General features: G+C 61.2%; 25 protein-coding genes and 1 pseudogene. 6 read left to right on the top strand and 20 right to left on the bottom strand.

The genetic code is table 11. The features are described 5' to 3' along the window. The first annotated feature begins 173 nt into the window (after window positions 1-173). Together BLQ01_RS05010 and BLQ01_RS05005 are read left to right on the top strand one after the other, a co-directional pair. Complete coding sequence (locus BLQ01_RS05010; protein ID WP_026540930.1) at window positions 174-665, top strand: DUF2975 domain-containing protein; 492 nt, start codon at window positions 174-176, stop codon at window positions 663-665. After that, a complete protein-coding gene (locus tag BLQ01_RS05005; RefSeq protein ID WP_081733568.1) occupies window positions 665-952 on the top strand; it encodes a helix-turn-helix domain-containing protein in 288 nt (95 codons plus the stop codon). The genes BLQ01_RS05010 and BLQ01_RS05005 overlap by 1 nt, the downstream gene beginning before the upstream one ends. Before the next feature lie 547 nt (window positions 953-1,499). On the opposite strand, the pseudogene BLQ01_RS22850 reads toward BLQ01_RS05005, so the two are convergent. The 6 genes and pseudogenes from BLQ01_RS22850 to BLQ01_RS04975 all read right to left on the bottom strand — a co-directional run. Further along, window positions 1,500-1,910 (bottom strand): annotated as a pseudogene (locus BLQ01_RS22850) (Gfo/Idh/MocA family protein); the annotation flags it as partial. Between the two features lie 23 nt (window positions 1,911-1,933). After that, window positions 1,934-2,953 (bottom strand): LacI family DNA-binding transcriptional regulator, encoded by a 1,020-nt coding sequence (locus BLQ01_RS04995; protein WP_091550447.1) that lies wholly within the window; start codon window positions 2,951-2,953, stop codon window positions 1,934-1,936. A 45-nt stretch (window positions 2,954-2,998) separates the two neighbouring features. Continuing rightward, window positions 2,999-4,456 carry a GH1 family beta-glucosidase gene (locus BLQ01_RS04990; protein ID WP_091550445.1) on the bottom strand — a complete coding sequence of 486 codons (1,458 nt, stop codon included), beginning with the start codon at window positions 4,454-4,456 and terminating at the stop codon, window positions 2,999-3,001. Then, complete coding sequence (locus tag BLQ01_RS04985; protein ID WP_026547196.1) at window positions 4,456-5,358, bottom strand: carbohydrate ABC transporter permease; 903 nt, start codon at window positions 5,356-5,358, stop codon at window positions 4,456-4,458. The genes BLQ01_RS04990 and BLQ01_RS04985 overlap by 1 nt, the downstream gene beginning before the upstream one ends. After that, window positions 5,355-6,452, bottom strand: a complete 1,098-nt coding sequence (locus BLQ01_RS04980; RefSeq protein ID WP_091550443.1) for a carbohydrate ABC transporter permease — start codon at window positions 6,450-6,452, stop codon at window positions 5,355-5,357. Before BLQ01_RS04980 ends, BLQ01_RS04985 begins: the two co-directional genes overlap by 4 nt. Window positions 6,453-6,515: 63 nt before the next feature. Beyond that, entirely contained in the window at window positions 6,516-7,832 is a 1,317-nt protein-coding gene (locus BLQ01_RS04975; RefSeq protein ID WP_091550442.1) for an ABC transporter substrate-binding protein, read from the bottom strand. Between the two features lie 318 nt (window positions 7,833-8,150). Between BLQ01_RS04975 and BLQ01_RS04970 the strand changes: the two genes are divergently transcribed. Further along, window positions 8,151-9,002, top strand: a complete 852-nt coding sequence (locus tag BLQ01_RS04970) for an alpha/beta fold hydrolase (RefSeq protein ID WP_091550440.1) — start codon at window positions 8,151-8,153, stop codon at window positions 9,000-9,002. A 20-nt stretch (window positions 9,003-9,022) separates the two neighbouring features. Here BLQ01_RS04970 and BLQ01_RS04965 read toward each other — a convergent pair whose 3' ends face one another. The 11 genes from BLQ01_RS04965 to BLQ01_RS22060 all read right to left on the bottom strand — a co-directional run bounded on the left by BLQ01_RS04965 (window position 9,023) and on the right by BLQ01_RS22060 (window position 17,655). Beyond that, window positions 9,023-9,820, bottom strand: coding sequence for an ABC transporter permease (locus BLQ01_RS04965; RefSeq protein WP_051420847.1), 798 nt, complete (start codon window positions 9,818-9,820; stop codon window positions 9,023-9,025). Beyond that, window positions 9,817-10,200, bottom strand: coding sequence for an AAA family ATPase (locus BLQ01_RS22605; RefSeq protein WP_368086111.1), 384 nt, complete (start codon window positions 10,198-10,200; stop codon window positions 9,817-9,819). Before BLQ01_RS22605 ends, BLQ01_RS04965 begins: the two co-directional genes overlap by 4 nt. Before the next feature lie 107 nt (window positions 10,201-10,307). Next, window positions 10,308-10,532 carry an ATP-binding cassette domain-containing protein gene (locus BLQ01_RS22600; protein ID WP_254779233.1) on the bottom strand — a complete coding sequence of 75 codons (225 nt, stop codon included), beginning with the start codon at window positions 10,530-10,532 and terminating at the stop codon, window positions 10,308-10,310. Between the two features lie 29 nt (window positions 10,533-10,561). Further along, complete coding sequence (locus BLQ01_RS04955) at window positions 10,562-11,383, bottom strand: hypothetical protein (protein WP_091550439.1); 822 nt, start codon at window positions 11,381-11,383, stop codon at window positions 10,562-10,564. Window positions 11,384-11,449: 66 nt separating this feature from the next. Continuing rightward, window positions 11,450-12,103 carry a response regulator transcription factor gene (locus tag BLQ01_RS04950; protein WP_091550437.1) on the bottom strand — a complete coding sequence of 218 codons (654 nt, stop codon included), beginning with the start codon at window positions 12,101-12,103 and terminating at the stop codon, window positions 11,450-11,452. After that, window positions 12,100-12,972, bottom strand: coding sequence for a sensor histidine kinase (locus BLQ01_RS04945; protein WP_175493356.1), 873 nt, complete (start codon window positions 12,970-12,972; stop codon window positions 12,100-12,102). Before BLQ01_RS04945 ends, BLQ01_RS04950 begins: the two co-directional genes overlap by 4 nt. Window positions 12,973-13,216: 244 nt before the next feature. Next, on the bottom strand, window positions 13,217-15,037 hold the full coding sequence (locus tag BLQ01_RS04940) for an ABC transporter ATP-binding protein (RefSeq protein WP_091550434.1): 1,821 nt from the start codon (window positions 15,035-15,037) through the stop codon (window positions 13,217-13,219). Beyond that, the gene (locus BLQ01_RS22845) at window positions 15,034-15,465 is read right to left on the bottom strand and encodes a lasso peptide biosynthesis B2 protein (RefSeq protein ID WP_081733309.1); all 432 of its coding nucleotides are present in this window, start codon (window positions 15,463-15,465) and stop codon (window positions 15,034-15,036) included. Before BLQ01_RS22845 ends, BLQ01_RS04940 begins: the two co-directional genes overlap by 4 nt. After that, window positions 15,462-15,764 carry a PqqD family protein gene (locus tag BLQ01_RS04930; protein ID WP_026540919.1) on the bottom strand — a complete coding sequence of 101 codons (303 nt, stop codon included), beginning with the start codon at window positions 15,762-15,764 and terminating at the stop codon, window positions 15,462-15,464. The genes BLQ01_RS22845 and BLQ01_RS04930 overlap by 4 nt, the downstream gene beginning before the upstream one ends. Continuing rightward, the gene (locus tag BLQ01_RS04925) at window positions 15,761-17,422 is read right to left on the bottom strand and encodes an asparagine synthase-related protein (RefSeq protein ID WP_026540918.1); all 1,662 of its coding nucleotides are present in this window, start codon (window positions 17,420-17,422) and stop codon (window positions 15,761-15,763) included. The genes BLQ01_RS04930 and BLQ01_RS04925 overlap by 4 nt, the downstream gene beginning before the upstream one ends. 101 nt (window positions 17,423-17,523) lie before the next feature. Then, window positions 17,524-17,655: a lasso RiPP family leader peptide-containing protein gene (locus BLQ01_RS22060; protein WP_235036171.1), complete on the bottom strand. Its 132-nt coding sequence runs from the start codon at window positions 17,653-17,655 to the stop codon at window positions 17,524-17,526. Between the two features lie 284 nt (window positions 17,656-17,939). On the opposite strand from BLQ01_RS22060, the gene BLQ01_RS04920 reads away from it, so the two are divergent. Further along, entirely contained in the window at window positions 17,940-18,545 is a 606-nt protein-coding gene (locus BLQ01_RS04920; protein ID WP_309803845.1) for a recombinase family protein, read from the top strand. Between the two features lie 19 nt (window positions 18,546-18,564). Here the strand turns inward: BLQ01_RS04920 and BLQ01_RS22290 are convergent, their stop codons facing one another. Then, window positions 18,565-18,729: a hypothetical protein gene (locus BLQ01_RS22290; RefSeq protein ID WP_155854590.1), complete on the bottom strand. Its 165-nt coding sequence runs from the start codon at window positions 18,727-18,729 to the stop codon at window positions 18,565-18,567. Window positions 18,730-18,922: 193 nt separating this feature from the next. Continuing rightward, window positions 18,923-20,278: a uracil-xanthine permease family protein gene (locus tag BLQ01_RS04915; protein WP_026547191.1), complete on the bottom strand. Its 1,356-nt coding sequence runs from the start codon at window positions 20,276-20,278 to the stop codon at window positions 18,923-18,925. Between the two features lie 255 nt (window positions 20,279-20,533). Here BLQ01_RS04915 and BLQ01_RS04910 point away from each other — a divergent pair, with 255 nt between their 5' ends. Further along, window positions 20,534-21,139, top strand: a complete 606-nt coding sequence (locus BLQ01_RS04910; protein ID WP_026540915.1) for a malonic semialdehyde reductase — start codon at window positions 20,534-20,536, stop codon at window positions 21,137-21,139. A gap of 108 nt (window positions 21,140-21,247) precedes the next feature. Here BLQ01_RS04910 and BLQ01_RS04905 read toward each other — a convergent pair whose 3' ends face one another. Beyond that, window positions 21,248-22,720 (bottom strand): MFS transporter, encoded by a 1,473-nt coding sequence (locus BLQ01_RS04905; RefSeq protein WP_091550432.1) that lies wholly within the window; start codon window positions 22,718-22,720, stop codon window positions 21,248-21,250. Between the two features lie 105 nt (window positions 22,721-22,825). Here BLQ01_RS04905 and BLQ01_RS04900 point away from each other — a divergent pair, with 105 nt between their 5' ends. Then, window positions 22,826-23,485, top strand: a complete 660-nt coding sequence (locus BLQ01_RS04900; RefSeq protein ID WP_217638347.1) for a TetR/AcrR family transcriptional regulator — start codon at window positions 22,826-22,828, stop codon at window positions 23,483-23,485. Window positions 23,486-23,581: the final 96 nt, after the last annotated feature.

Below are 23,581 nucleotides of genomic sequence, written 5' to 3'. Positions count from 1 at the left end.
GGCGGGTGCTTCTTGAGCGTGGGCCGCCACTGTGAGAGTTGTTTGTCTGAACTGTTCAAGCCTAGGGAAGGACGCGCTAGTAAGCAAGCTGACTAATGTCCTGAAAGGGGCGTCAATTGCTTAAGTATCGAATATCGATAGAATCAGGTTGTTGTTCGATAAAAGGAGTCTCCATGGGAAAGCTAACGATCCTCGCACTGCGGATAGTGATCGCGATGGTGCTGGCGGGTTCACTGTTCGTGCAGTTGTGGATGGTTCCCCTGCTCTCAACTGATCTGGTTGAAGCCGGGGCGCCCGACGGTCCTCGCGTGGCGCTGCTGGTGATCGTGGTCCTGGGGATCCTCTGTGTGCAGGTGGTTGCTGTCTGTGTGTTGCGGCTGCTGACGATGGTGCGGCGAGGGACTGTCTTTTCCCACGGAGCGTTCCGTTTTGTGGACGTGATCTTCGGCGCCATCGCTGCCGCAGCAGTACTGATGTTCGGCATAGCAGTAATCCTGGCGCCCGGCGATATTGCGCCCGGCGTCGTCATGCTGATCTGCGGGGCAGCGCTGATGATCGGTGGAGTGGCCCTGGTTGTCTTGGTCATGCGGACCCTGCTCGCCCAAGCCGTAGCCCGGGACGTCGAAGCCGCCGGCCTGCGGGCTGAGCTGGATGAGGTCATCTGATGGCAATCATCGTGGATATCGACGTCATGCTTGCCAAGCGCAAAATGCCCGTAGGAGTGCTCGCCGAACGCGTGGGAATTACGCCGGCCAACCTGGCTGTGCTCAAGAACGGTCGCGCGAAAGCCGTGCGGTTTACAACGCTCGAAGCGCTGTGCGAGGTACTGGAGTGCCAGCCGGGGGATTTGTTGCGGTGGGAGTCTGATGATCGCTCGAATACCGCAGACCCATCTGCCGACGAGCCTCATCCAGCAGTTCCATCATCCCAACCGACTCCCCAGGGGTCATGAACGGGCTCTCGGTCAGTCCGGCCTGGAGGCACCGGGTCACCTCACGCAACTCGTAGCTGAACCCATGCCCGAGCACCTCGAATTTCTCCGTCCGCAACGTGCCGCTGCGTGGTTGAATGATGAGCTCGGCCGGGTTGAACAGGGGAGCGGAGGAACGCAGCCAACCCTCGGAACCTCCCACCGTCACTATGCTGGGGCACTCCGCACCGATTGAGGTGATGAGCTGGGCATACGCCCCGCCCGGGTAGCTCAGGGCCAGGGAATTCTGCAGGTCCACGCCCTCGGGAGTCAGGACACCACTGGCAACCATGCTGCCCGGCTCGCCGAAGACTCCATCCGCCCATGTCAGCGGATACACGGCGAGGTCCAGCAACGCCCCACCCCCGGCGGCCGGGTCCCAGATCCGCGCAGCGGGATCGTAGGCGGGCACGAAACCGAGGTCAGCCTGGAGCCAGCGCGGCTCCCCGATCTCCCCTGACCGCAGGATCTGGACGGCGCGGCAGAAGCTGGGCAGGAACCGGGTCCACACGGCTTCCATCAGGAAAAGCCCCTTATCGCGGGCCAGTTCAGCCAACTCCCGCGCCTGCGAGGCATCCATGGCGATGGGCTTCTCGCAGAGGACGTGCTTGCCCGCAGTTAGGGCGGCCAGCGCGACGGCGTGATGCTGCGCGTGCGGCGTGGCGACGTAGACGACGTCGACGGCGGGGTCGGCCAGCAGCCGCTGGTAGCCGGGCGTCGTTCCTATATCCGAATAGGCCGTGGCGAATCCGAACTTCGCCGCAAAGGCCTGGGCAGAGGCCTCCGAGCGCGAACTGACAGCCTGGAGGACGGCGTCGTCAAGGAGCGCAAGGTCTTCCACCACGCGTTGGGCAATGGAGCCAGTGGCCACTACTCCCCAACGGATCGGACGGCCGGTTGCGACCGAAGGCGCGACGGTGCTGACAGGAGCAGGAAGCATGGACGGCCTTTCAAGGCATGGGGTTAAACGGAATCGCGGATCACGATCGAGGTAGGCATCCTGGTGACGCGTTCTGCCGGTTTACCTTCGATCAGGTTCACCAGGGTCTCGGCCATCTTCTTGCCGAGTTCAACAATCGGGTGATGGACAGTAGTAAGGGCGGGGGTCACCGAGGTGGCAAAGGAATCGTCATCAAAACCCACGACGGCGATGTCCTCCGGGATGCGAAGACCCCGCCCTTGGATTGCGGTGTAGGCGCCTGCAGCCATCTGGTCATTAGCAGCGAATACGGCATCAAGGGGAACACCGCGATCCAGTAAACGGTGCATGGCTTTTGCGCCGGAGGCCAAGGTGAAGTCGCCTTCCTCCATCAAGCCCTCCCCAAGACCCGCCTCCCTCATTGCAGTCCTCCATCCGGCCAGGCGGTCCAAGCCAGGGGGCATATCCTGCGGGCCGGCAATGGTTGCCACGTTCCTTCGGCCGCTCTGGGTCAATAACTTGGTGACTTCGTAGGCAGCTTGTTCGTTGGCCACGTCCACGTAGTAGCTTTCCTTGCCGCCCACCAAGGGGCGTCCTGCGAACACCATGGGAAGGGATCCTGACAGGTGCGTCCAGGAGTTGTCGCCACTGTGGTGCGAGACCACCAGGACGCCGTCCACGTTGCCGCCGAGCAGGAAGCTGCGGGTTTTTTCCGGCTTCGACTCCGAGGAAATCACCATGTTCAGCGTGTACTCGGTATCGGTGAGATACAGGGCGATGCCTTGGACCACGGAGGCGAAGAACGGATCCGCGAAGACCTTGGACGTTGACTCCGGAACGATCAGGGTGACCGCATTCGCCCGCCGTTTGGCCAAGGAGCGGGCTGCACGGTTTGGCGTGTAGTCGAGTGCGAGGATGGCTTTCCTCACCGACTGCGCCATTTCAGGGTCAACACTCGGGCTGTCATTGACCACCCGGGACACCGTGGCCCGCGACACCCCGGCCAAGGCAGCCACCATCTCAAGGGTGGGTACCGGCCGGGGGCCGCTGGTGTCCTGCGTCATGGTCATCTCCGGAACGTAAAGAAAAATATGCCTCTGAAGGCTACTTTAGGCGTTCGCGGTGACAGCGGATGATGCTTTGGCCGCTGCGATGACCCGGGAGTAGGCCAGTCCGCTGTCCTTGACCGTGCGCTCGAAAGTATCGTAATCCACGCGGACCACCCCGAATCGTTTGCCGTAGCCCCAGGACCACTCAAAGTTGTCCAGGAGGGACCACACAAAGTAGCCGCGCACATCGGCGCCTTGGTCCAGTGCTTCCCCTACTGCCGTGATGTGGTCCAGGACGAACTGGGTCCGCTCGGCGTCGTGGACCGCGCCGTCGGGACTGACGACGTCGTCGTAGGCAGCGCCGTTTTCGGTGATGTACAGCGGCGGCAGCGCAGGGTATTCCTCACCCAGGCGTACCAGGAGCTTCCGCAGTCCGTCCGGGTTGACCTCCCAGTTCATGGCAGTACGCGGCAGGCCGCGACTCGGGAAGGAAATGTCTTCCGAACCGATCCAGCACGACGACGTCGGACGGGTTGCGCCGCCCGAGTGGCCGTCGCCGTGTTCAGCAGTGGGGTGTCCGCTGATGAGGTCATCGTGGTAGTGGTTGACGCCCAGGAAATCGATGGGTGCACCGATGATGTCCAGGTCGCCGGGCTTGATGACATCCCGGATGCCGAACTGCTCAAGGTCATTGAGGGTGTCCTCCGGGTAAGCGCCGCGGAGGATCGGATCCAGGAAGATCCGGTTCTGCAGCGAATCAAACCGGCGTGCGGCATCGAGGTCCACGGGGTCGGAAGGATCCCGCGGAATGGAGTTGCTGAGGTTGAGCGTGATTCCCAACTGCTGGGCGCCCCGGCCCCGCAGCTCATTGACTACCAGACCGTGGGCGAGGTGCTGGTGATGGATGGCCGCGACGGCTGCTTCCGGTTCCTGGCGGCCGGGTGCGTGCACGCCCGCCGCATAGCCAAGCAGGGATGAGCAGAACGGTTCGTTGAACGTGGTCCAGTGCTGCACACGGTCACCGAGGGCCGAATAGACATCGTTCGCGTAGTCGACGAAGCGGTAGGCGGTGTCCCGGTTGGCCCAGCCGCCCTTCTCCTCCAGCGCCTGCGGCAGGTCCCAGTGGTAGAGGGTCAACCAAGGGAGGATGCCGGCGTCGAGCAGTTCATCCACCAAGCGTGAGTAGAAGTCCAAGCCCTCGGCGTTCGCAGTGCGGCCGCCGGGCCGGACGCGGGACCAGCTGGTGGAGAACCGGTAGGAATCCAGGCCCAGGTCCTTCATGATCCTGACGTCCTGGGGCATGCGGTGGTAGTGCTGCACCGCGTCCTTCAACGTCTCGCCGTTGGCAATGGCGCCAGGAACGCGGGCGAAAGCGTCCCAGACGGAATCTTCCTTGCCGCCTTCATGGCTGGCACCTTCCACCTGGGCTGCGGCGGTAGCCGAGCCCCAGAGGAAGCCCTCGGGCCACACCCTGTTAAAGGGAGGGGTCGCGGGGTGGTTTGTTGCTTCGAATGGCATTAGCCCTTCACTGCTCCTTGCATGATTCCGGATATGAGTTGACGTCCCGCCAGGACGAAGAGGGCCAGTAGCGGAAGTGTTGCCATGACGGCGCCGGCCAGGACGATCGAGTAGTCCACGTAACGGGCCGACTGCAGTTGGCTGAGCGCCGTCTGCAAAGTGGGGTTGCCGGCGTCGAGCACCAACAGGGGCCAGAGGAAATCGGTCCACGCCGTCATGAACGTGAACAGGCCCAGGATTGCCATGGCCGGACGCGCCGCGGGAAGTGCCACATGCCAGAACGTGGAGATCATGGACGCGCCGTCCATGCGTGCCGATTCGATCAGCTCGTCCGGGATCACGTCCACCAGATACTGCCGCATGAAGAAGACGCCGAACGCTGTCACCAGAGTAGGGATCACGACGGCGCCGATCTCACCTGTCCAGCCCAGCGTGCGCATCAGCATGAACAACGGGATGATGCCCAGCTGCGTCGGGATGGCCATGGTGGCGATCACTGCCACCATCAGCCAGTTCCGGCCGCGGAAGCGCAGCTTGGCGAACGCGTATCCGGCAAGGGTGGAGAACCCCACCACGGAGATGGTGATGATGCCGGAGATCAGCACGCTGTTGCCCAGTGCCAGCCAGAACGGGACGGTGTCGAAGACTTCACCCACGTTGGTCCAGAAGTTGCCCCCGGGGAGAAGCGGCGGCCAGGTCTCACCGAGGGCTTCGTTGGAGCGGCTGCCGATGATCACGGACCACCACAGCGGGTAGGCCGAGGCCAGGAAGAACGCAATCAGGAGCCCGTAAGTGAGGAAGCCGGGGCGCCGGCCGTTGCCGAAGAGGGCTTTCCGCGTGGCCAGGGCCCGGGAACTCTGCTGGGCAGCCGGTGCTGCCGGCCGGTTTTGCGTGAGGGTCATTTCCCGCTCCTCGGGGTCGAGTCTGGTGCCGCTGCCGGTGCGGTGACCGCCTGGGCGGCGAGGCCGGCGTCGTCCGCTTTTGTTTTCGCAGCGGAAGAACGCAGACGACGGCGGCGGCCGGCTGCTCCGCGATCGTCGCCGTTGGTGGCGATGCGGCGGGAGATCAGCCAGTTCACGATGCCGAAGAGCAGGATGATCAGGAACAGGAGCCAGGCGATGGTTGAGGCCTTGCCGAAGTTCTGGCGCTGGAACGCCATCTCCCACAGGTACAGCACGGTGGTCTGGAACTGTCGGGCCGTTCCGCCGGCCGCAACGGGATCGAACAGCCTGGGCTCCGTGAAGATCTGCAGTCCGCCGATGGTCGCCGTGACAATAACGAACACCATTGTGGGCCGGATGCTCGGCAGCGTGATGCTGAAGAAGCGGCGCATGGAGCCGGCGCCGTCGATTGCAGCGGACTCGTAGATATCGCGCGGTACTGACTGCATGGCGGCCAGGAGGATCAGCGCGTTGTAGCCGGTCCAGCGCCAGTTCACCATGGTGGCAATGGCGATGTGGCTCGGGAGGGTGTCGTTCTTCCACATGATGGGATCGATGCCGAAGCTGGACAGGATGTTGTTGATGAGCCCGTACTGCTCGCCGAACATGTTGGTGAAGATCATGGCGACAGCCACGGGAGTCACAACGTAGGGGAGCAGGATGCTCATGCGCCAGAAGGTCTTGGCCCGGAGGTTCTGGTCCAGGACGGCAGCGATGATGGTGGCCATGATCAGCTGCGGGATGGTGGAGATCAGGAAGATGCTGACCGTGTTGAACAGGGAATTCCAGAAGAAACGGTCCTGCAGTACTTCCGCGAAGTTTTGGAATCCAACGAATTCTCCCTGGCCTTTGAGCAGGTGCCAGTCGAAGAGGGAGACGAAGAACGTGTAGCCCAGGGGAAAGAGGCCCACCAAGGCGAACAAGATGAAGAACGGGGCGATATATAGGTAGGGGGACGCCTTCATGTCGAACACGTTGAGGCGTTGGCGGAAGGTCGGTTTCGGTTTGGTGGCGGCCGTTCTACCGGCGGCCGGGCGGTTCAATGTGGTGGTCATGGTCGGGTCTCAGACTCTGTGAGGGGGCCTCCGGTTTCCCGGAGGCCCCACGGCCGGGTGCTGCTAGTTGTTGACCACGAGGTCGTTGAGGAGCTTGACGGCTTCATTCCAGGCTTGATCGGCGTTGCCCTTGCCCGAATCGAGCATCTTAAGGGCCGGACCAAAGACGTTTTCCTGGATTACAGAGTCATCCGGACCCTTGAACTGGGCGATGACACCCTCGGCGCGGGACTCAAAGATGGCGCCGTAGGGAGCGTTGTTGAACAGCTCGTTCGGCTTTGCTGCTTCAACGATCTTTGCCTGTGCTTCCAGCGTGCTGGGGAAGTTGTTCGCCGCAGCGGACTGCTTGATCTGCTGCTCGGGTGCGGTCAGCCATGCTGCCAGCTTGGCTGCTTCAGCGGGGTGCTTGGAGCTCTTGGGAACGGAGAGGAAAGCACCGCCCCAGTTGGAGGCACCGCCGGGGAAGACGTCGGCTACATCCCAGCCGCTGGCTGCGCCGCCGCCCGCCGACTCGAGCTGGCCCTTGATGGTGCCGAGCATCCAGGCCGGGCATACGTGGGTTGCGAAGGAACCGTCAACGAATGCCTTGCCGTTGCCCCAGTCGAACTGGGTCTGGTTGGAGGACAGGCCATCGGCAGTGCCGGCAGCGAGCATGTCGAACTTTGCCCGCATTTCCTTGTTGCCCTCAACGTTCAGCTTGCCGTCCTTGGTGTAGTAACCCTCGTCCATCTGGTTGACCATGGAGTTCCACACGAAGCCGGACTGGTCATACCAGGCCTTGCCGGTTGCCTCTTTGTACTGGCGGCCCAGCTTGAAGTACGTATCCCAGCTCGCGTCCTTGCCGCCGAAAAGCTCCGCGACCTTCTCGCGGTCGCTCGGGAGTCCGGCTGCTTCGAAGAGCTTGCCGTTGAAGCACAGGGCCTGCGGGCCAATGTCCGTGCCATAGCCGATAACGCGGCCGTTGGGGTCGGTGCCCTGCTTGAACTTCCAGTCCACCCAGTTGTCCTTGATGTCCTCGGCGCCGTACTCCTTGAGGTCAACGAACTGGTCCGAGACCTCCATGATGGAGCCGAGCCAGCCTTCCTCGATGGCCGTGACGTCGCTGAGTCCGGAGCCGGCGGCCAGTTTGGTGAACGCATCGGTCCGGGCGTTGGAACCACGGTCAATGTTGGTGGCCTCAATGGTGACGCCGGGGTTCTGCTTCTCGTATTCGGCATACAGGTCGTCGTATCCAAAAGTGCCGAACGTGGTCACGGTCAGTGTGACGGGGTTGTCGGCGCTCGCCGCCTTATCGCCTCCGCCGCTGCAGCCTGCTGCCACGAGGGCCAGTGAGGCTACGCCCGCCAGGGCAGTGAATTTCCTTAGTCGCGAAAACTCCACGATCACTCCTTTGTGTGTTCGAGCGACCGTACGCCTGGGGCGAGAGAGCGCTCTCTGGGATGTGGGACCAATGTATGTGCTGCAAGTCACGTACGTCAAGAGAGCGCTCTCTCGCGGTGGTTCTGTGTCCTCGTAAGTCCGCTCGCCGAGGGGTTAGATCTCAAGTTGGTGAGGGGTTAGTTCTCGGGGGTATTGGGGGCTCTTTCTGCCGAGAACCCGCCCCTCGGTGGCTGCGTACCGCTCACTGTTGATGCTCACGAGTCCTCAACTCGTCACGTTTGACCCGCGATCACATGCCGCCGGTGTTAGCGTTCGAGGGTGCATTCTGTTGACTGCGGGGCGGGGACCCCAATCCTGATCATCCACGGATTCTGTGTCGATCATCGCCTACTGCTGGGGCTCGACCCCGTGTTCGAAGCTCACGGTCAGTGGCGGCGGGTCTACGTGGACTTGCCGGGCATGGGTCAATCCGCAGCAGGACCTGAGATCGATAGCGCGGATGCCGTGGCCGAAACAGTGGTCTCCTTTGCCCGGCAGACCTTCGGTGCCGAAAAGTTCGCAGTCCTCGGAAACTCCTTCGGCGGCATGATCGCCCGTCACATGGTCGCAGAATTCGGGGAGCAGGTTCTTGGCCTGGCACTCCTTTGCCCAGTGGTGGTTGCGGATAACGGGTCCCGAACCCTGCCTGCCAAGACAGTGCTCCAAACAGACCCGACCCTTTTGGCGGCCTTGGAACCCGCGGATGCGGCCGACTATGAGGCCATGGCCGTGGTCCAATCCCCCGAGAATTGGCTTCGTTTCCGAGACGCGGCTCTGCCGGGGTTTCGAGTCTTTGATCAGGCAGCAGTCCAGCGGATTTCCAGCAGTTACGCACTCCGTACCGAGCCGGAAAATCGCTTCGCCAGCTTTAAGGGGCCCACGCTGATTCTCGCCGGGCGCCAGGACCATGTGGTGGGGTTTGAGGATCAGACTGCGCTGGCGCGCAGCTACGCACAGTCCACCACCGCCGTCTTGGATCGGGCCGGGCATAACGCGCATCTGGACCAGCCGGAGCTAACGGCGGCCCTCCTTGGTGAGTGGTTGGAGCGGGTCAGTGACTGGAAAGAACACGGCGTCGCCGCACGTTCTGTTGAGAACCACGACGGCGGTCCCCGCCCGAGCATTCGGTGAGGACCGCCGTCGTGCTTCAGTCAGCCGCGGACGTCACGCGTGCTGAACCTGAACCCTGCAAAAGCCACGAGGCCGGCTGTCCAGGTGAAGGTTACTATCGCGGCGGTGAGAGAACCCAGATCTGCATTCGGATAGGAACCTGTAACCAGGCCTGGGTCGAACAGCAGGACCCCGGCCACAGTGGGTAAATAGGCAAAAGCTGGAGTCAGCAGCAGCAACATCAACGACAATTGCGACACCACAATGAGCGTAAACAGCGGTATCAGCGTCTGTTTGAGCAGGATGCCCAGTGCGAACCCAATGAGGGCTATGGCATCCCAGAAAGCTATGGCACCAACCCAGCGGAGAAGGAGGCCTGCCGGAACGGTCCCGTTGATGACGGAAAGTTCGCCGAGACCAGACTGGGATAGCAAGCTCAACAGCGGAATGGTCACGAGCCCCAGCAGTGTGACGAACACTGTCAACGCAGCGCATTTCGCCCAATACAGGCGCTCGCGGTTCGGCGCGGCCACCAGGCTGCTCCGCAGTTGGCCCGACACGTATTCACTCGATGCGGCTATGACGCCGATGACAATGATTCCGATCAGTCCCAGCGCAACCCAGTCAAAACCCACCGTCTCCGGGCTCGCTCCTGGTGCAAGCCCGGGGTCGTTGGTTCGGAGTGCGTCTCCCACCGGGGCCGCCTGGGACCACCCGATGAGAACAACGATGAGCCACGTCAGGGCTGCAGTGATCCATACGGACCTCAACGTGATGAGTTTGGTGAGTTCGGCACGGAATAGGCTGGACTTCCGGGTAGTGTCCACCAGCGTAGTCATACGGCGTTTCCTTTAGCCGCACTGCCGGTCCAATCGAAGTAGGCGGCTTCCAGGTCATGGTGACCGGCTACCAGATCATCGACGTTTCCGGACTGAACAATGCGGCCACCGGAAATGACCACGATGTGGTCAGCGACGTGCTGGACCTCATTAATAAGATGGCTGGAAATAAGAACCGTCTTGCCGTTGGCTGCAAGGGTCCTCAGGAGCCCCCGGATCCAGCGAATGCCTTCGGGATCCAAGCCGTTGGTCGGCTCATCGAGAACAATAATGCGTGGATCGCCGAGGAGGGCCGCGGCGATCCCCAGTCGCTGACCCATACCCAGTGAGTACGCTCCCACGCGCTTCCGGGCGGCGTCCGAAAGCCCGACGACCTCCAGAACTTCACCGATCCTCGACTGCGGAATGCCGTTGGATTGCGCAAGCCAGGTGAGATGGGCCTTGGCCGTGCGGCCTTTGTGGGCTCCCGAGCCGTCGAACTGAGCTCCTACGGTCCAGAGGGGGCGGTGAGGTCCCGGTAGGGTTTTCCCTCGATGAGAGCGGACCCGCTGTCCGCCCGATCGAGGCCTAGAAGCAGACGGAAAGTTGTCGATTTGCCGGCCCCGTTCGGCCCGAGAAAGGCAGTAACTTTCCCGGGCTCGGCAGTCAGTGAGACGTCGATGATTCCGTCCGACTGCCCGTATTTCTTGCTCAAATTCTTGATCTCGATCACTGATTGATCTCCTTGGTAGTCGATGTCACTTAGCGGCGAACTGGTTGGCGGCGGAACAGAACAAGTGCAGCGATCAGAGCCGCGACCACCCAAACCGCGAGGACCAATCCGCCCGTAGCAGGTCCCAAGTCGCCCGGCGCAGGATGCGGCAATTGGTAGAGCTGGGCTCCGGCCTGATCCGGCAGGAACTTGGCGAAGGGGGTGATGTTCACCAGGTACGTGGAGACAATGAGGGCCATCGCCAAGACCGTACCCATGGCTGCCAGTCCGCTGCGCAGGACCACCGACAAGGCGTAGGTGAACAAAGCGATGAGGATCCAGTAAAGGACCACGCCCCAAAGGATTCCTGATCCCGCTTGTGGAGTGGCTGCTATCTGGCTGCTTTCGGCGGTGCAGTCGATGACCACGCAACGAATCCCGGCCGACCCGAACACACTCAGAACCGCCGTGACGAAAACGGCAACGACAATCACGATCGCTTTGGCCGCCAACACAACACTGCGCTGCGGGAGGCTGATCAAGGTGCTCCGAAGAGAGCCAGTGTCCGATTCCTGGTGCATGGACCACGCCGCCAGAAGGATGACCCCTATTTGTCCATAGTGGAGGATGACCAAAAAGGCCGTGCCAGCCTCAAGGCCGGCTGCCTCGTCAGGTCTCCCTGCTTTATGGGCAGCGTCGATCAGGCTGGTCAGTATCCAGGAAAGAAGCACCGTGAGCAGCACCGTTCCTGCCATGGTGTTGAGGCAAAGACGCAGTGTCAGAAGTTTGGTGGTTTCGGCCCTGACGGCGCGCATCATGGTGGTTCGCGATCCCGTCCGCACATCGGAGGTCGCGTTGGAAGATGCTGGCATGACTCAAGTCAATCCGGCCCGGCACCGCTTGTCTGTCTGCAGGTGTAGACAGTTGTGTCACCCAAATTAGACGGTCGAGGGGCCGACCAGGCCGCTTTCGTAGGCGATAACTACGAGTTGTGCCCTGTCCCGGGCGCCCAGTTTTGTCAGAATTCGACTCACATAAGTCCGCGCAGTGGTTCGCGTGAGAAACAGGGCCGCTGCTATCTCGTTATTGGAGGCGCCTTGTCCGATGAGGGTCAAGGTTTCGCGTTCGCGAAGTGTCAGTTCGCTGATGCGTTCGTGTGCGGCCGGGCCCAGAGTGAAGCGGTCTATGAGGCGGCGGGTGATCTCTGGGGCGAGGAGGGCGTTTCCTTCATGTGCGGTTCGGATTGCCTTGAGAATGTCAGGCAACGGTGCGTTCTTGAGAAGAAAGCCGGAGGCACCCTGGCGGAGCGCCTGATAGACGTAGTCATCCATATCGAAGGTGGTCAGCATGACCAGCCGGGTGCGGGACTTCCGTGATGCCAGAACCCCCGCAGCTTCAAGACCGGTCATCCGGGGCATTCGAACATCCATCAACGCCACGTCTGGTTGATGATCCATGATGGCTTCTACGGCCTCTGCGCCGTCCACAACCACGGCGGTCACCGTCATGTCCGGCTCATCCTCGATCAAAAGGCGCAGCGATGTCCTGATGTGAGCATCGTCGTCTGCGATGAGGACGCTGATCTCGTTCATCGGTGTTCCACCCTCGCTGCAGTTCCCGGCAGTGAAACAGCCACCCCGTATCCATTGGCCTCCCGTCCTGCTTGGAAGGTTCCGCCCAATAACTCAGCCCGTTCACGCATTCCTGTGAGCCCGTGACCGTTCTTGGAAGCCAATGCTGCCCCCGGACCGTCGTCGAGGACGCTGATTCGCAGGTCGTCGCCTTCGGTCCTGATGGTGATCCGGCAGGTTTTTGCTCCGGAATGACGGATCACGTTTGTCAGGGCCTCCTGAATGATCCGATACGCGGTGGTTCGCTGCGCGGCCGGAAGGCCCTGGGTACCTTCGTCGGCGTCGATCACAACAGATATCCCGGCTCGTATGGCCGGCTGCGACAGCTCCTGCACCAGTTCCGGAAGGCTTCCCAGGGGAGTGTCGTCAGCCGCTTCACTGCGTTCCCGGCGCATCAAGACATGGAGTTGCCTCAACGCGTCACGGGCGTCGGACTCGATGTCCTGCAGCGCGGATCGTAGATCGTCTGTGGTGGACGACTTTACATGGGCCACGACACCTGCCCGCAGTCCAATCCCTCCCAGGGTGTGAGACAGCACGTCGTGAATATCACGGGCGAGCCGAAGCCGTTCCTGCGCGCGGGCATTGCGCTCGGTTTCGTACCGCATGCGCTGGGTGCGGATTCCCAAGACCCACGCTGCCCCGATGATGACAGCGCCAAGGATAATTCCCCGGATGCGCGCTTCGGCGCCCTCGGCGGAGACAAGAAGCAAGGATGCGAACAGAAGAATTTCCAGCGCGATCAACCATGCAGGAAAGAGGCGTGTCCCGAATCTTTCCGCGGCGATGTAGAGACAGAGCCCTGTAAGCAGGAAAGGATCCTCAGTCATTCCTAACGCCCACCCCGCCGCCGTGACGGCGCCGGTCCAGGCAGCGGCAAGCCATGGAAACCGGGACCGAAGGCAGAGCCCGAGGACAACAAGGCCCCCCAGGGCCAGCTGGACCAACCGTCCTGGTGATTCCGGCGGAACCACGGTGATCCAAAGCCCGGCCACCACAATGAGGCCGACCAGACCGTTTAGCAGAACCGGAATAATCGTTTCCCGGACTACGGAGGGGCGAACGTTTTCTGGATCAGCGCTGCGCGTCGTGCTCGGGTGTCGTTGCTTCATAGGCCATCTCATTTGTCAGGAATTGGTTCTGAGCGAGTTCCCGATAAAGAGGCGACGTCTGCATCAATTCTGTATGGGTACCGCTTGCCACGACCTTGCCTTCATCGAGCACCAGGATCAAGTCAGAGCTTTGCACGGTGGCGAGGCGGTGGGCAACGATGACCAAGGTGCACCCCGAAGTTACGTCGGCGATGAGTTCCCTCACCTTTTCCTCGCTCACACCGTCCAGGTTGGAGGTCGATTCGTCCAGAAGAAGCATCGAAGGGTTTGCAAGCAAGGCCCGGGCCACAGCAATTCGCTGCCGTTCTCCTCCGGAGAGGAGCACGGCTCCTTCACCGACCTCCGCGTCGAGGCCAAGTTCTGACCTCCGAAGGACAGATGTGAGATTCAGTCGTTCAAGAATGGCCATCATGTCCTCGTCGGAGGCATCCGGACTCCCTATGTTTAGGTTGTCCCGGAGGGTCCCGGCAACAGCGGGTGCGTCCTGCTCGACATAGGCGATGTTGGCCCGGACCGCTGACCTGGCTACTTGGTTGACGTCGGTTCCGCCGAACAAGATTTGCCCATCGGAAGCATCGTAGAAGCGGGCGATGAGGTTCAGGATAGTGCTCTTACCTGCCCCGGAAGGACCAACGATTGCAACTCGCTGACTTGATCCGATCTGGAATGAGACATCGCTCAACGTTGACCGCTGACTGGACCCTTCCGTCTCCTCGGAAGGATGGTCGTACTCAAAGCTCACACCACGGAAAACCAGGCTGGAATCTCTGATGGTGGGGACCGTGTTGCCCGCCACGACGGGTGTGTCCCGTTCGGTGGGGAGCTGCAGGATTTCGTTAATACGCGCCACGCCTCCAAGCGCTTCCCCTATGGCACTCACGGTGCCGAACAGTTGGCCGAGGGGCATGATGAGGAGGAACAGGAAGAGAATGAACGAAACGAGGTCGGCCACCGTCAATTCGCCCGATGCCACTCTTAGCCCGCCGACTCCTATAACGGCGAGGAAGGTCACTTGCATGGCGATGGAGGAAATAGGGGAAACCAATGCTGTAGTGGCCGCGACGCGTAGTCCAATGGTCCAGACGCTGTTCACGTCTTCCTTAACGCGTTGGGATTCACGTGTACTTGCGTTGGCTGCACGCACAGTTCGTGTCGCTCGGATGGCGCGGTCCATGGAGGACGAGAGCTTCCCCAGGGCAGTTTGTACGCCGAGGCTGGCGCGTTCGATGTAGGAGGTGACCCAAACGACTGCTGCGACCGAAACCAGAGCGGCTCCCAAGGCAATGATCACCAGAACGGGGTCCAGGAAGAGCATTGCCACGAGTGCGCCGATGATGGTGAAAACACCTGCGAAGGATTCCACAAAGCCTTGGCTCAGCATGTTCCGTATCACTGTGGTGTCCGTCGTCACGCGTGCCACAAGATCGCCTACGCGGCGCTGGTCCAATGTGGGAACCGGAAGGTGAAGGATGTGGTCGATGAGGTTGTGGCGAGACCTCCTGATGGCGGTCTCGGCGGTGCGCTGGATTAGGTACTGCCTGATGCCACCAAGAACTCCCCCCACAAGGATGAGCCCACCAACAAGCCATGGCAGGAGTTCCAAGGGCTTGGAAGCGCTGACTCGGTCGATCACTTCACGGACCAGCAAAGGTTGTGCCAAAGAAAGCGCAGATCCCAAAAGGCTGAGGATCACGATGAGGACAACGAGTCGGCGTTGAACGGCTACGTGACGGAACAATTCAGTCAGTCCGGCACGTCGAGAGGTATTGGCTGTGGTCTTCATTTGTTGCTCGTTTCTCCGGGCTGAGCCACGGTGAGGACAGGGACGTAGCTGCGGATACGATGCGGCTCGTCGATCGGCACCCCGTCCACTTCAATCCATGCATGGGCAGCGAAGGGCTCAAGTTGGTATCCCGTTTTCCATCCCGGAGAGTGACCTTCCATCCGACAGAGCATGAAGGCTGCGATCGACCGCTGCAGACACCCCTCGCCGGCGCAGCGGGCACTAACGGCACATACGGCCGCCCGCATGAGGCGTGCTTGACGGGTGTTGGTGGAACGGTGTGGATGCGAAAGGCCATGGAGAACTGACCGAAGAAGCGTCGGCGGCAGCAAGGTCATCACCCAGGCGACGCCGACTGCCGCGTGAGTCCGAAACCGGAACAGCCGCCGTGGCACGACGGTCGGCTGTCGACTAATGGGGAGGCTCATAGGCTGACCCTCCGGATAATTCCGGACTGCTGTAGTTCACCAATCAAAGCGTGGACGTCCCGGCGCACACGGTGGGGGTCAACTCCGTAGGATTCAGAGATTTTGTCAACGACGTCACCCACCTGAAGATTTTGCTCGATTGCAGCCATGACGTCGGCCGCTGTGGCGTTTCCACGCCAGTAAGTGCCGCCTCGGGCGTCGAAGACCGTTACCCCGTCATCATCTACGTTGAAGGTGATTTTCGGTGAAGGTTGGAATACGTCTCCAGCTTCGACGGTTCGGGTTGTGTTCTTCCTCATTGAATGGTCCTGACCCATCTCTCGACGCCGGCGAGTTGTTCGATTTCAAAGAGTTCGTCCGTGCTGACTACCGGCATGCTTAAGGCATCGCGTACAGCGTCAGCGTTGATATGGCCCATGTCCACTAGGTAACTTTCGTCGAAAAGGCGGGACAGATCGTGTCGTCGCTTCTTGTACTCGGTGAACAGGTCGGAACTGTATTCACCCTTGTCTTCGCGAGTGAACAACCAACGGGGGGCAACAGGCTCCGTCGCCCGTGCCAGGAGCGGTTTGTTGTCGCGCGTTCCAATGAGGATGTCTGTAGGCAGACTCAGAACGAGACGGAATACTGCATCGTCCAAGTAGGGCGCCTCCCAAGCAACGCCGAGGTGTTCGTAGGCATGATTCACTTGACGCACAATTTCGCCTTGGAACATGACCGCCTCGGTCATCTGATGCCTGAAGCGATCCTTATGGTGCGGACCGGCTCCTTGTCTGAGCGCATCCTTGGCTTTTTCCGCCACTACTTCCCGGGTTTCTGCTGTGGCGAATTTGGAGATGCCGAATCCGGGCGCCCACGAGAAAGCTTCAGCAGGCCCCACGATGTTCCCCGCTGGGGCCTCAACGCGCCTCAGCATTTCAGTTTCAAAGTTGACGTTGGACCCCACCGCTCGGGCTACAGCCAGCGTGGACCATCGCTGCATTTTCCCTAGCCGGCGAATTATCCGAAGACCTGCTTTCCACGATGACGTCGTGAGGAGATCAAGGGCCGTCGCGGGAAGTGGATCAAACAATTCGTCGCCGCCAACGCCCGTCAGGTGAGCCTTGACCCCACGTTGGGAGGCATCAATGAGCAGTAACCTAAGGTGCTTGGAATTCCCCGCCCATGCCAGCGGGCCGTCATCGAGGCCTTGGATGTTCTGATCGAATTCGCTGAACGCGCCTGCTGTGGCGGTCAGCGACTCTAGCTCAGTGAAATCCCCGTGTAATTCCGATGCTGCTCGACGTGCGTACTGGCTATCCCGGTTATGAGGATCGTCCGTACCCGCATGGTAGTAAATGCTGTCTTTCTGAAGTGAATCCAGTACGTAGGCCAAGCTGGTGGAGTCCATGCCGCCCGACACATCAGCGCTCAATGTCCCGTATGACAAGATGCGGCGTTCTATGGACCGTGTCAGCTCAGCGAGCAGCAGTTCAGCCGCTTCGGGTAGATCCAGGTTGGGGTGGTCCGTCGCAACTGCCTGATCCAGCACCTGGGGACGCCCATTGTGGTAGGTGAGCGTGGAACCTGGTTTCACTGTATTGATTCCTTCCCAGAAGGAAAGGTGGCGCAGGAAGCCGGGCAAATTTGTGCACAGGGCCAGACGGACCCGGCTGTCATCGAGCTTGCTGTGGGCAATCCGCCGCAGTGCTCCCTGGGATGTCGAGGCAATCGGTGTTCCGCCGATGTCAGTCCAGTACAGCGTCTCTGCTGTTGAGATTGATCCGGTGGTGGCGCGAGCGTAGCCCGGCGTTGCTCCATTGTTATCACGTGAATGATGGGGGATGACAGAATCCCTCAGCTGCCGCTCACTGAGCCTGGAATCGAGGATGATGACATCGGCGCTGGACGGCAATGCCGTGGATTCGTCGATCAATCCCGTGGCACTGCCCCTGTTGGCTAAGAAGAGTTGTGGCATTGTGTCCTGGCACCTGACGTGTGTTGGGCGGATGGAAGCCTGATGCAGAACGGGAGCCTCGTCATGATGACGAGGCTCCCGCTCGTACCTCTGTACTGCTATCAGCCGATGTCGACCTTAACGAATGCCCGACCGCCGAAGATGTCGCGCCAGCGTCCGAACCAAACACCGTTTGTCACTTCACGGAACGAACCCACCCGCGCTACACGCGGAGCAGAATAGTTGCTTTTCATCATCATCCCTCCTCCCTAGGTGATAATTACACGGCCACTTTGCCGGTTGTAACTCGAGTATCACTTCTGGTCGACAATGTGACAAGAGACATCAAGGACTTTCTTAAAATTGTTTTAGTTTCTAATTTCGCTGTGTCATACTGGCGTGGCAGATCCTGTGTTTCCAGTCATGGCAGAGCCGCGGATGCGCTTTCCAAAAGTCATTATCGGGCACTTGTGAGCGCCGTGTATCTACTGGGCATATTTACGGATACGCATGTGTCAAAACCCAATACGGTATTCAAATGGTTTCAACTCAAAAATGGGGGTTTTTTGGGAAATTGGAAAGACTCAATATTTCTATTGGTTACGCCAGGGAAAGCAACTTTGGTCCGTCCCTTGCGGATCAGGTCCAAGTGCTCAAAGCGGCCGGCGCCGTGGATGTCTATGAGGAGCGTGCAACCGGGGCAACTGAGCTCAGGGAGCAATGGCGGGCCTGCTTAGAGGCACTCAAGCCAGGGGACTCGCTGCTGGTGAGTGACCTGACGAGGCTGGGACGCAGTACCTCGGACTTGGTGGGCATCATTGCGCTGCTGGCCGAGCGGAGCGTGACTTTCCGGGTAGTGGCGGAACCTTGGTTGGATACCGGAGGCCAGCACGGTCGGGTGATCCTCGGGTTGTTCGAATCCATAGCGAACTATGAACGCAGCAGGTTGTCCGAGCGAACCACGGTGGGGCTCGCGGCCGCCCGGGCCCGCGGGCGCCTTGGTGGGCGGCCACCGGCGATGACCCCGCACAAATTGGAAGCGGCGCGGAACCTCAGGAGTAAGAAGATGACTCTCAGCGAGATTGCTGACACGTTGGGAGTCAGTACGTCCACAGTCGCAAGGGCCTTGAGTGGTCCACTGTAGGCCATGGTGATCGGCGGGCTCAGTACCCCAGCTGCTCGCGCAATGCCGTGAGCTGGTGCGACGATTCCACGGCCTGCTCGTGATCCACGGAAACCAGCGCCTGAACCAGGACGTCACTCAGCACGATCGACGGCAACGCCTCCGTGTGCGGCGCAGGGTTCAACTTGTCAGCCAGGTCATGCAAAAGGATTCAGGCTCATCCTTCAGTAGGACGATGGGTTCACCAACCGAGCCTGGTGCGAAGACGACCACCACATCCTGGCTCCCAAGCTGGAGCAGAGCATCCGCGAGATCCGTCGCTGGCAATGCATCGTGCGCCTGCCGATTCTGTTACGGCGCAGTGCCACGTTCAGTGCGTGCAATCCTGAAGGGCAACCCTACTTCCCCTTCTTCCCGCCCCGCTTAGCCGCAGCGTTCATCGCCGACTTCACCGCAGGCGGCAGCCCCGCCGTCTCGGTCTCCGGCTCAGCGACGGTCCCGCGCCAGCGGGCCAGCCCTTTCATGCCGTGGTAGATCACCAGGGCAGCAGCGGAACCCAGGGCAATACCCGTGAACTTCAGCTCGCCAATGGTCCATGTGTAGTCCGCGATGCCGATAATCAGGGCAACAGCAGCCGTGGTCAGGTTGATCGGGTTGGAGAAGTTGACCTTGTTCTGCACCCAGATCTTCACGCCAAGCACGCCGATCATGCCGTAGAGCATCGTTGCGGCGCCGCCCAGGACACCGGCCGGGACGGTGGCGATCAGCTCGCCGAATTTCGGGGAGAAGCTCAGCAGGATGGCGAAGATACCGGCCACCCAGTAGGCCGCCGTCGAGTAGACCTTGGTGGCGGCCATGACGCCGATGTTCTCCGCGTATGTCGTTGTACCGGAACCGCCGCCGAACCCGGCAAGTACCGTCGCGGCGCCGTCGGCCATCAGCGCGCGGCCGGAGACGCCGTCGAGGTTCTGGCCTGTCATCGCGGCCACCGACTTCACGTGCCCCACGTTCTCGGCAACCAGCACCAGGACCACCGGAACAAACAGCCCCACCACACCTATGTGGAATTCGGGGGTCTGGAACAGCGGCAGGCCAATCCATGCGGCGGCGTCCATCTTTTCGTAGGACACCTCGCCGCGCATCATCGCCACGAGATACCCCACTACGACGCCCACCAGGATGCTCAGGCGACCCAGAATCCCGCGGAACAGAACAGAAACCAGGATGATCGTGACCAGCGTGATGAGGGCGGTGACCGGTGCGGCGTCGAAATTATTCTTCGCCGCCGGTGCCAGGTTCAGGCCGATCAGCGCCACAATGGCGCCCGTGACGATCGGCGGCATCAGCCGGTTGATCCATTCCGCGCCAAATTTCTGGACCACCGCACCAATAAGCGCCAGTACGACGCCGGCAAGCACCACGCCGCCCAGGGCGCCACTGACGCCGTACTGCTGCTGGGACGCCATGATCGGGGCGATGAACGCGAAGCTCGAACCCAGGTAGCTGGGCACCCGGCCCTTGGTAATTATGAGGAACAGTAGAGTGCCGATGCCGGAGAAGAGCAAGGTGGTGGCCGGCGGCATGCCCGTGATGATGGGGACCAGGAACGTCGCACCGAACATGGCCACCACGTGCTGCATGCCGATGCCGATGGTCAGGGGCCACGCGAGCCGCTCGTCGGGTGCAACCACGTGGCCTGGGCGAATGGACTTGCCGTTACCGTGGAGCTTCCATTTCATGCCGAGCATGCTCATGGCGGGGCCTTCCTCAGAAGAGTGTTGGGATTCGGTGCAACATTACCGCCATTGCGGGGCCCGCTCTACGCGCCTCGCGCGCCGAATGAAGCGCAAAGCGGGCCCCGCAACGCAAGAAAACGACACGCGGAGTCACGCTGTGTGCTCAACGTCACGGGCCGTCACGGGAAGAGGACAAGGGAACTTGAAGTTGCAACCATGGAAAGCAGAAGTGCCCGGCCGGCTCAGGGTCAGGCCCAGCGAAAGGTTCACGAAATGACGATCGCCCACGAAGAAGCAGTCATTGACGCCGCAGCAGTCGACGCCATTTTTGCCGAAGCCCGTACCGCCAACAGCTTCGCCGGTGAGGTCACCGAGGAGCAGGCCCGCGCCATCTACGAGCTCACCAAGTTTGGCCCCACGGCCTTCAACTCCCAGCCGCTCCGCGTGACATATGTCCGCTCCGATGAGGCCCGCGCCAAGCTGGTTGACGCACTTTCCCGCGGCAACCAGGCCAAGACCGCTTCCGCTCCGCTGGTCGCCATCCTCTCTTACGACACCGACTGGCAGGGTCAGTGGGACAAGTTCCTTCCCGAGTACGGCGCGCCCAAGGCGATGTACGACGCCGATCCCGCTTTCGCCGCTGCTACTGGCAACAACAACGCTCATTTGCAGGCCGGATACTTCATCCTGGCTGTGCGCTCGCTCGGTTTCGCGGCCGGCCCCATGACCGGTGCGGACTTCTCCGCGATCGACGCCGAATTCTTCCCGGCCGGCGACCAGAAGAGCTTCCTGGTGGTCAACATTGGCCAGCCCGGCCCGGACGCATGGGGCGAAGCAAAGCCCAAGTTCGCTTACGAAGACGTTGTCCGCACAGTCTAAGTTTCGCGCCGTCCAAGTCCGCACCATCTAAGTCCGGACGGCCCAAGTTCTCCGCAGCAAAAACGCCCGCTCATTGTCCTGTGAGCGGGCGTTTTGCGTTGATGGAGGTTAGGGAGCTTCGTTGAAGTCGTCGATACCGGCCGCCTCGGCGTTCTGGCGACGCTTCACCCGGGACGGTACAACCAGCGCTGCGAGGAGCGCCAGCACGCCAACACCTGCGGACACCCAGAAGCCGATGGTGAAAGCATCGTCCGCCGGTGCGCCCTGAGGGGTGATGTTGGAGGAGATGAGGGCGGCGATGACGGCCGTGCCGATGCTGCTGCCGATGGTGCGCAACACTGTGTTGGCGCTGATGGCTTCGCCGGTCTGGGTTGCGGGAACACTCTCCACAATCGCATTGGAGGTGGCGGCCAGAGCCATGCCGATACCTATGCCCGTGAGAATGCCCGAGACCACGATCTGCCATTCCTCACCATGTCCCAGAGCCGGAATGATAAAGGCGACTGTGACGGCAACCGCGCCGAGGATCATGGGGATCTTTGGCCCCACCTTCCGGATGAGGGCACCTGCAACGACGCCGGAAATCACCATGGCGACGACGGTCGGCAACAGATAAATACCGGCCTCGCTGACAGTCTTGCCGAACCCGTAGCCCAGGACCGTTGGGAGCTGCAGGATCGTGGGAACCAGGACGAACGTGCCGAACATTGCAAAGCCGAACGCCAAAGCGACGATATGGGCGGTCCACACGCCGCGGTTGCGGAACAGCCGAACATCGATCAGTGGTTCCGCCACCCGCAGTTCCACCAGCACAAAGGCGATCAAAGCGATGCCGCCACCGATGAGCAGGCTGACGGTTTTGCCGTCTCCCCAACCCCAGGTTTGGCCTTCGCTGATGGCCAGAAGTACGGCGACAAGTCCTACGGAAAGGATGCCTGTCCCGAGGAGGTCAAGTTTGCCGGGTGTCTTTACGGGAGATTCGGGCATTCCGAAGATCGCCCCCAGGAGGGCGATAACCACCAAGCCCGCAGGAAGCCAGAACAGCCAGTGCCAGGACAATGCTTCAACAATCGGGCCGGCAGCCACGATTCCAACTCCGGCCCCTATGCCAAAGATGGCGGACAGGAGGCCGATGGTGACGCTCACGCGTTCCTTCGGAAGCTCGTCGCGGACAATGCCAATGGACAGTGGCATCACTGCACCTGCCGCGCCTTGAAGCACGCGGCCAATGATCAGCACTGTCAGGTTGGGCGCAAGGGCAGCCAGTACAGCGCCGACCAGAAGCAGTGAGAGGACAACTATCAACACTTTGCGCTTGCCCACCATGTCACCCAGGCGGCCAAGGATCGGGGTCAGCACCGAAGCGGAGAGCAAGTAAGCGGTGAGCACCCAGCTCGCATCGCTCGTAGCCACGCCAAGGTCCCGCCCAATGGTGCCCAAAGCGGGTGCCACGAGGGATTGCAGGACTGCGAAGGAGAGGCCGCCGAGGGAAAGGTAGGCGATGATCGCCGAACCGCGCTTACGGTGGGCCTCCGTACCAGGTGTTGGTGCGCTTGCGGTGCGCTCAATGGTGCTGGACATGGTTCTCCTCGGCATGTAAACGGTTGATTACATTGACTCTAAATCCAACTGGTTGCTCATGTCAACAATCGTTTACTTGTCGATTGGCCGGGCTAGAGTGGGAGAGTGGCTAAGCAAGCAGCAAAGACTCCCGACGGCGCAGGTTCAGTGGCGGACGACGAACTGGTCCGTTCGGGTCGGGACTCGGACATTACGCGGCGTGCGCTGGTTCGCGCTGCCCGACGGCGCTTCGCTACCGAGGGCTACCGTGCCACGACAGTCCGGCATATTGCAGCCGACGCAGGAGTCAATGTAGCCCTCATCAACAGATATTTCGGCTCGAAAGAGGGCCTTTTCGAAGCGTGCATGAGCCGCACGGTGGACGAGCTGGATCCCCAAACCCGGCAATCTGCAGCAAGCGTGGACGAAGTCATCGCCCGGCTCTTGGCACACGTTGTCCAGGCCCCGAACGCGGACGACCCCCTGCAACTCCTGCTCCTGCTCCGCTCATCCGGTGACGAAAATGCCGACGCGATCCGCCGCAGGACTCTGGAACACTTCACCGAGCAACTGGCCGCGGCGGCAGGTTGGACTCCCGGTGACCCCGACTCGCAACCACTTCTTCTCCGGGCCCAGATGGCCATCGCGTTGATGCTGGGGCTGGTAATGCTGCGGACGGCCACGGAGGTGCAGCCTTTGGCTTCCTCGTCGGCGCAGCAACTCACCGAACCGCTCGAACAAGTCCTGCGGATCCTGCTCGACACCCGGATCCACCCAACTTACTAGACCCTCTCGCATATCCCCTGGGCATAAGCCAAGCCCTCTCTCAGGTCCCCCAGGTTGGGGCCGGACGGTCTCTCAGGTCCCCTGGGTTTCAGCCGA

Origin of the sequence: Arthrobacter sp. UNCCL28 (genome assembly GCF_900102805.1) — a bacterium.
Taxonomy (GTDB): Bacteria; Actinomycetota; Actinomycetes; order Actinomycetales; family Micrococcaceae; genus Arthrobacter; species Arthrobacter nicotinovorans_A.
Note: the sequence above shows the minus strand (reverse complement) of the source record. Positions and strands in the feature narration are given on the sequence as shown.

Coding starts and splice junctions, on each gene's coding strand:
- BLQ01_RS05010 (WP_026540930.1), top strand. CDS start 174: ATGGGAAAGCTAACGATCCTCGCACTGCGGATAGTGATCGCGATGGTG.
- BLQ01_RS05005 (WP_081733568.1), top strand. CDS start 665: ATGGCAATCATCGTGGATATCGACGTCATGCTTGCCAAGCGCAAAATG.
- BLQ01_RS04995 (WP_091550447.1), bottom strand. CDS start 2,953: ATGACGCAGGACACCAGCGGCCCCCGGCCGGTACCCACCCTTGAGATG.
- BLQ01_RS04990 (WP_091550445.1), bottom strand. CDS start 4,456: ATGCCATTCGAAGCAACAAACCACCCCGCGACCCCTCCCTTTAACAGG.
- BLQ01_RS04985 (WP_026547196.1), bottom strand. CDS start 5,358: ATGACCCTCACGCAAAACCGGCCGGCAGCACCGGCTGCCCAGCAGAGT.
- BLQ01_RS04980 (WP_091550443.1), bottom strand. CDS start 6,452: ATGACCACCACATTGAACCGCCCGGCCGCCGGTAGAACGGCCGCCACC.
- BLQ01_RS04965 (WP_051420847.1), bottom strand. CDS start 9,820: ATGACTACGCTGGTGGACACTACCCGGAAGTCCAGCCTATTCCGTGCC.
- BLQ01_RS04955 (WP_091550439.1), bottom strand. CDS start 11,383: ATGCCAGCATCTTCCAACGCGACCTCCGATGTGCGGACGGGATCGCGA.
- BLQ01_RS04950 (WP_091550437.1), bottom strand. CDS start 12,103: ATGAACGAGATCAGCGTCCTCATCGCAGACGACGATGCTCACATCAGG.
- BLQ01_RS04945 (WP_175493356.1), bottom strand. CDS start 12,972: ATGACTGAGGATCCTTTCCTGCTTACAGGGCTCTGTCTCTACATCGCC.
- BLQ01_RS04940 (WP_091550434.1), bottom strand. CDS start 15,037: ATGAAGACCACAGCCAATACCTCTCGACGTGCCGGACTGACTGAATTG.
- BLQ01_RS22845 (WP_081733309.1), bottom strand. CDS start 15,465: ATGAGCCTCCCCATTAGTCGACAGCCGACCGTCGTGCCACGGCGGCTG.
- BLQ01_RS04930 (WP_026540919.1), bottom strand. CDS start 15,764: ATGAGGAAGAACACAACCCGAACCGTCGAAGCTGGAGACGTATTCCAA.
- BLQ01_RS04925 (WP_026540918.1), bottom strand. CDS start 17,422: ATGCCACAACTCTTCTTAGCCAACAGGGGCAGTGCCACGGGATTGATC.
- BLQ01_RS22060 (WP_235036171.1), bottom strand. CDS start 17,655: ATGAAAAGCAACTATTCTGCTCCGCGTGTAGCGCGGGTGGGTTCGTTC.
- BLQ01_RS04920 (WP_309803845.1), top strand. CDS start 17,940: ATGGTTTCAACTCAAAAATGGGGGTTTTTTGGGAAATTGGAAAGACTC.
- BLQ01_RS04915 (WP_026547191.1), bottom strand. CDS start 20,278: ATGAGCATGCTCGGCATGAAATGGAAGCTCCACGGTAACGGCAAGTCC.
- BLQ01_RS04910 (WP_026540915.1), top strand. CDS start 20,534: ATGACGATCGCCCACGAAGAAGCAGTCATTGACGCCGCAGCAGTCGAC.
- BLQ01_RS04905 (WP_091550432.1), bottom strand. CDS start 22,720: ATGTCCAGCACCATTGAGCGCACCGCAAGCGCACCAACACCTGGTACG.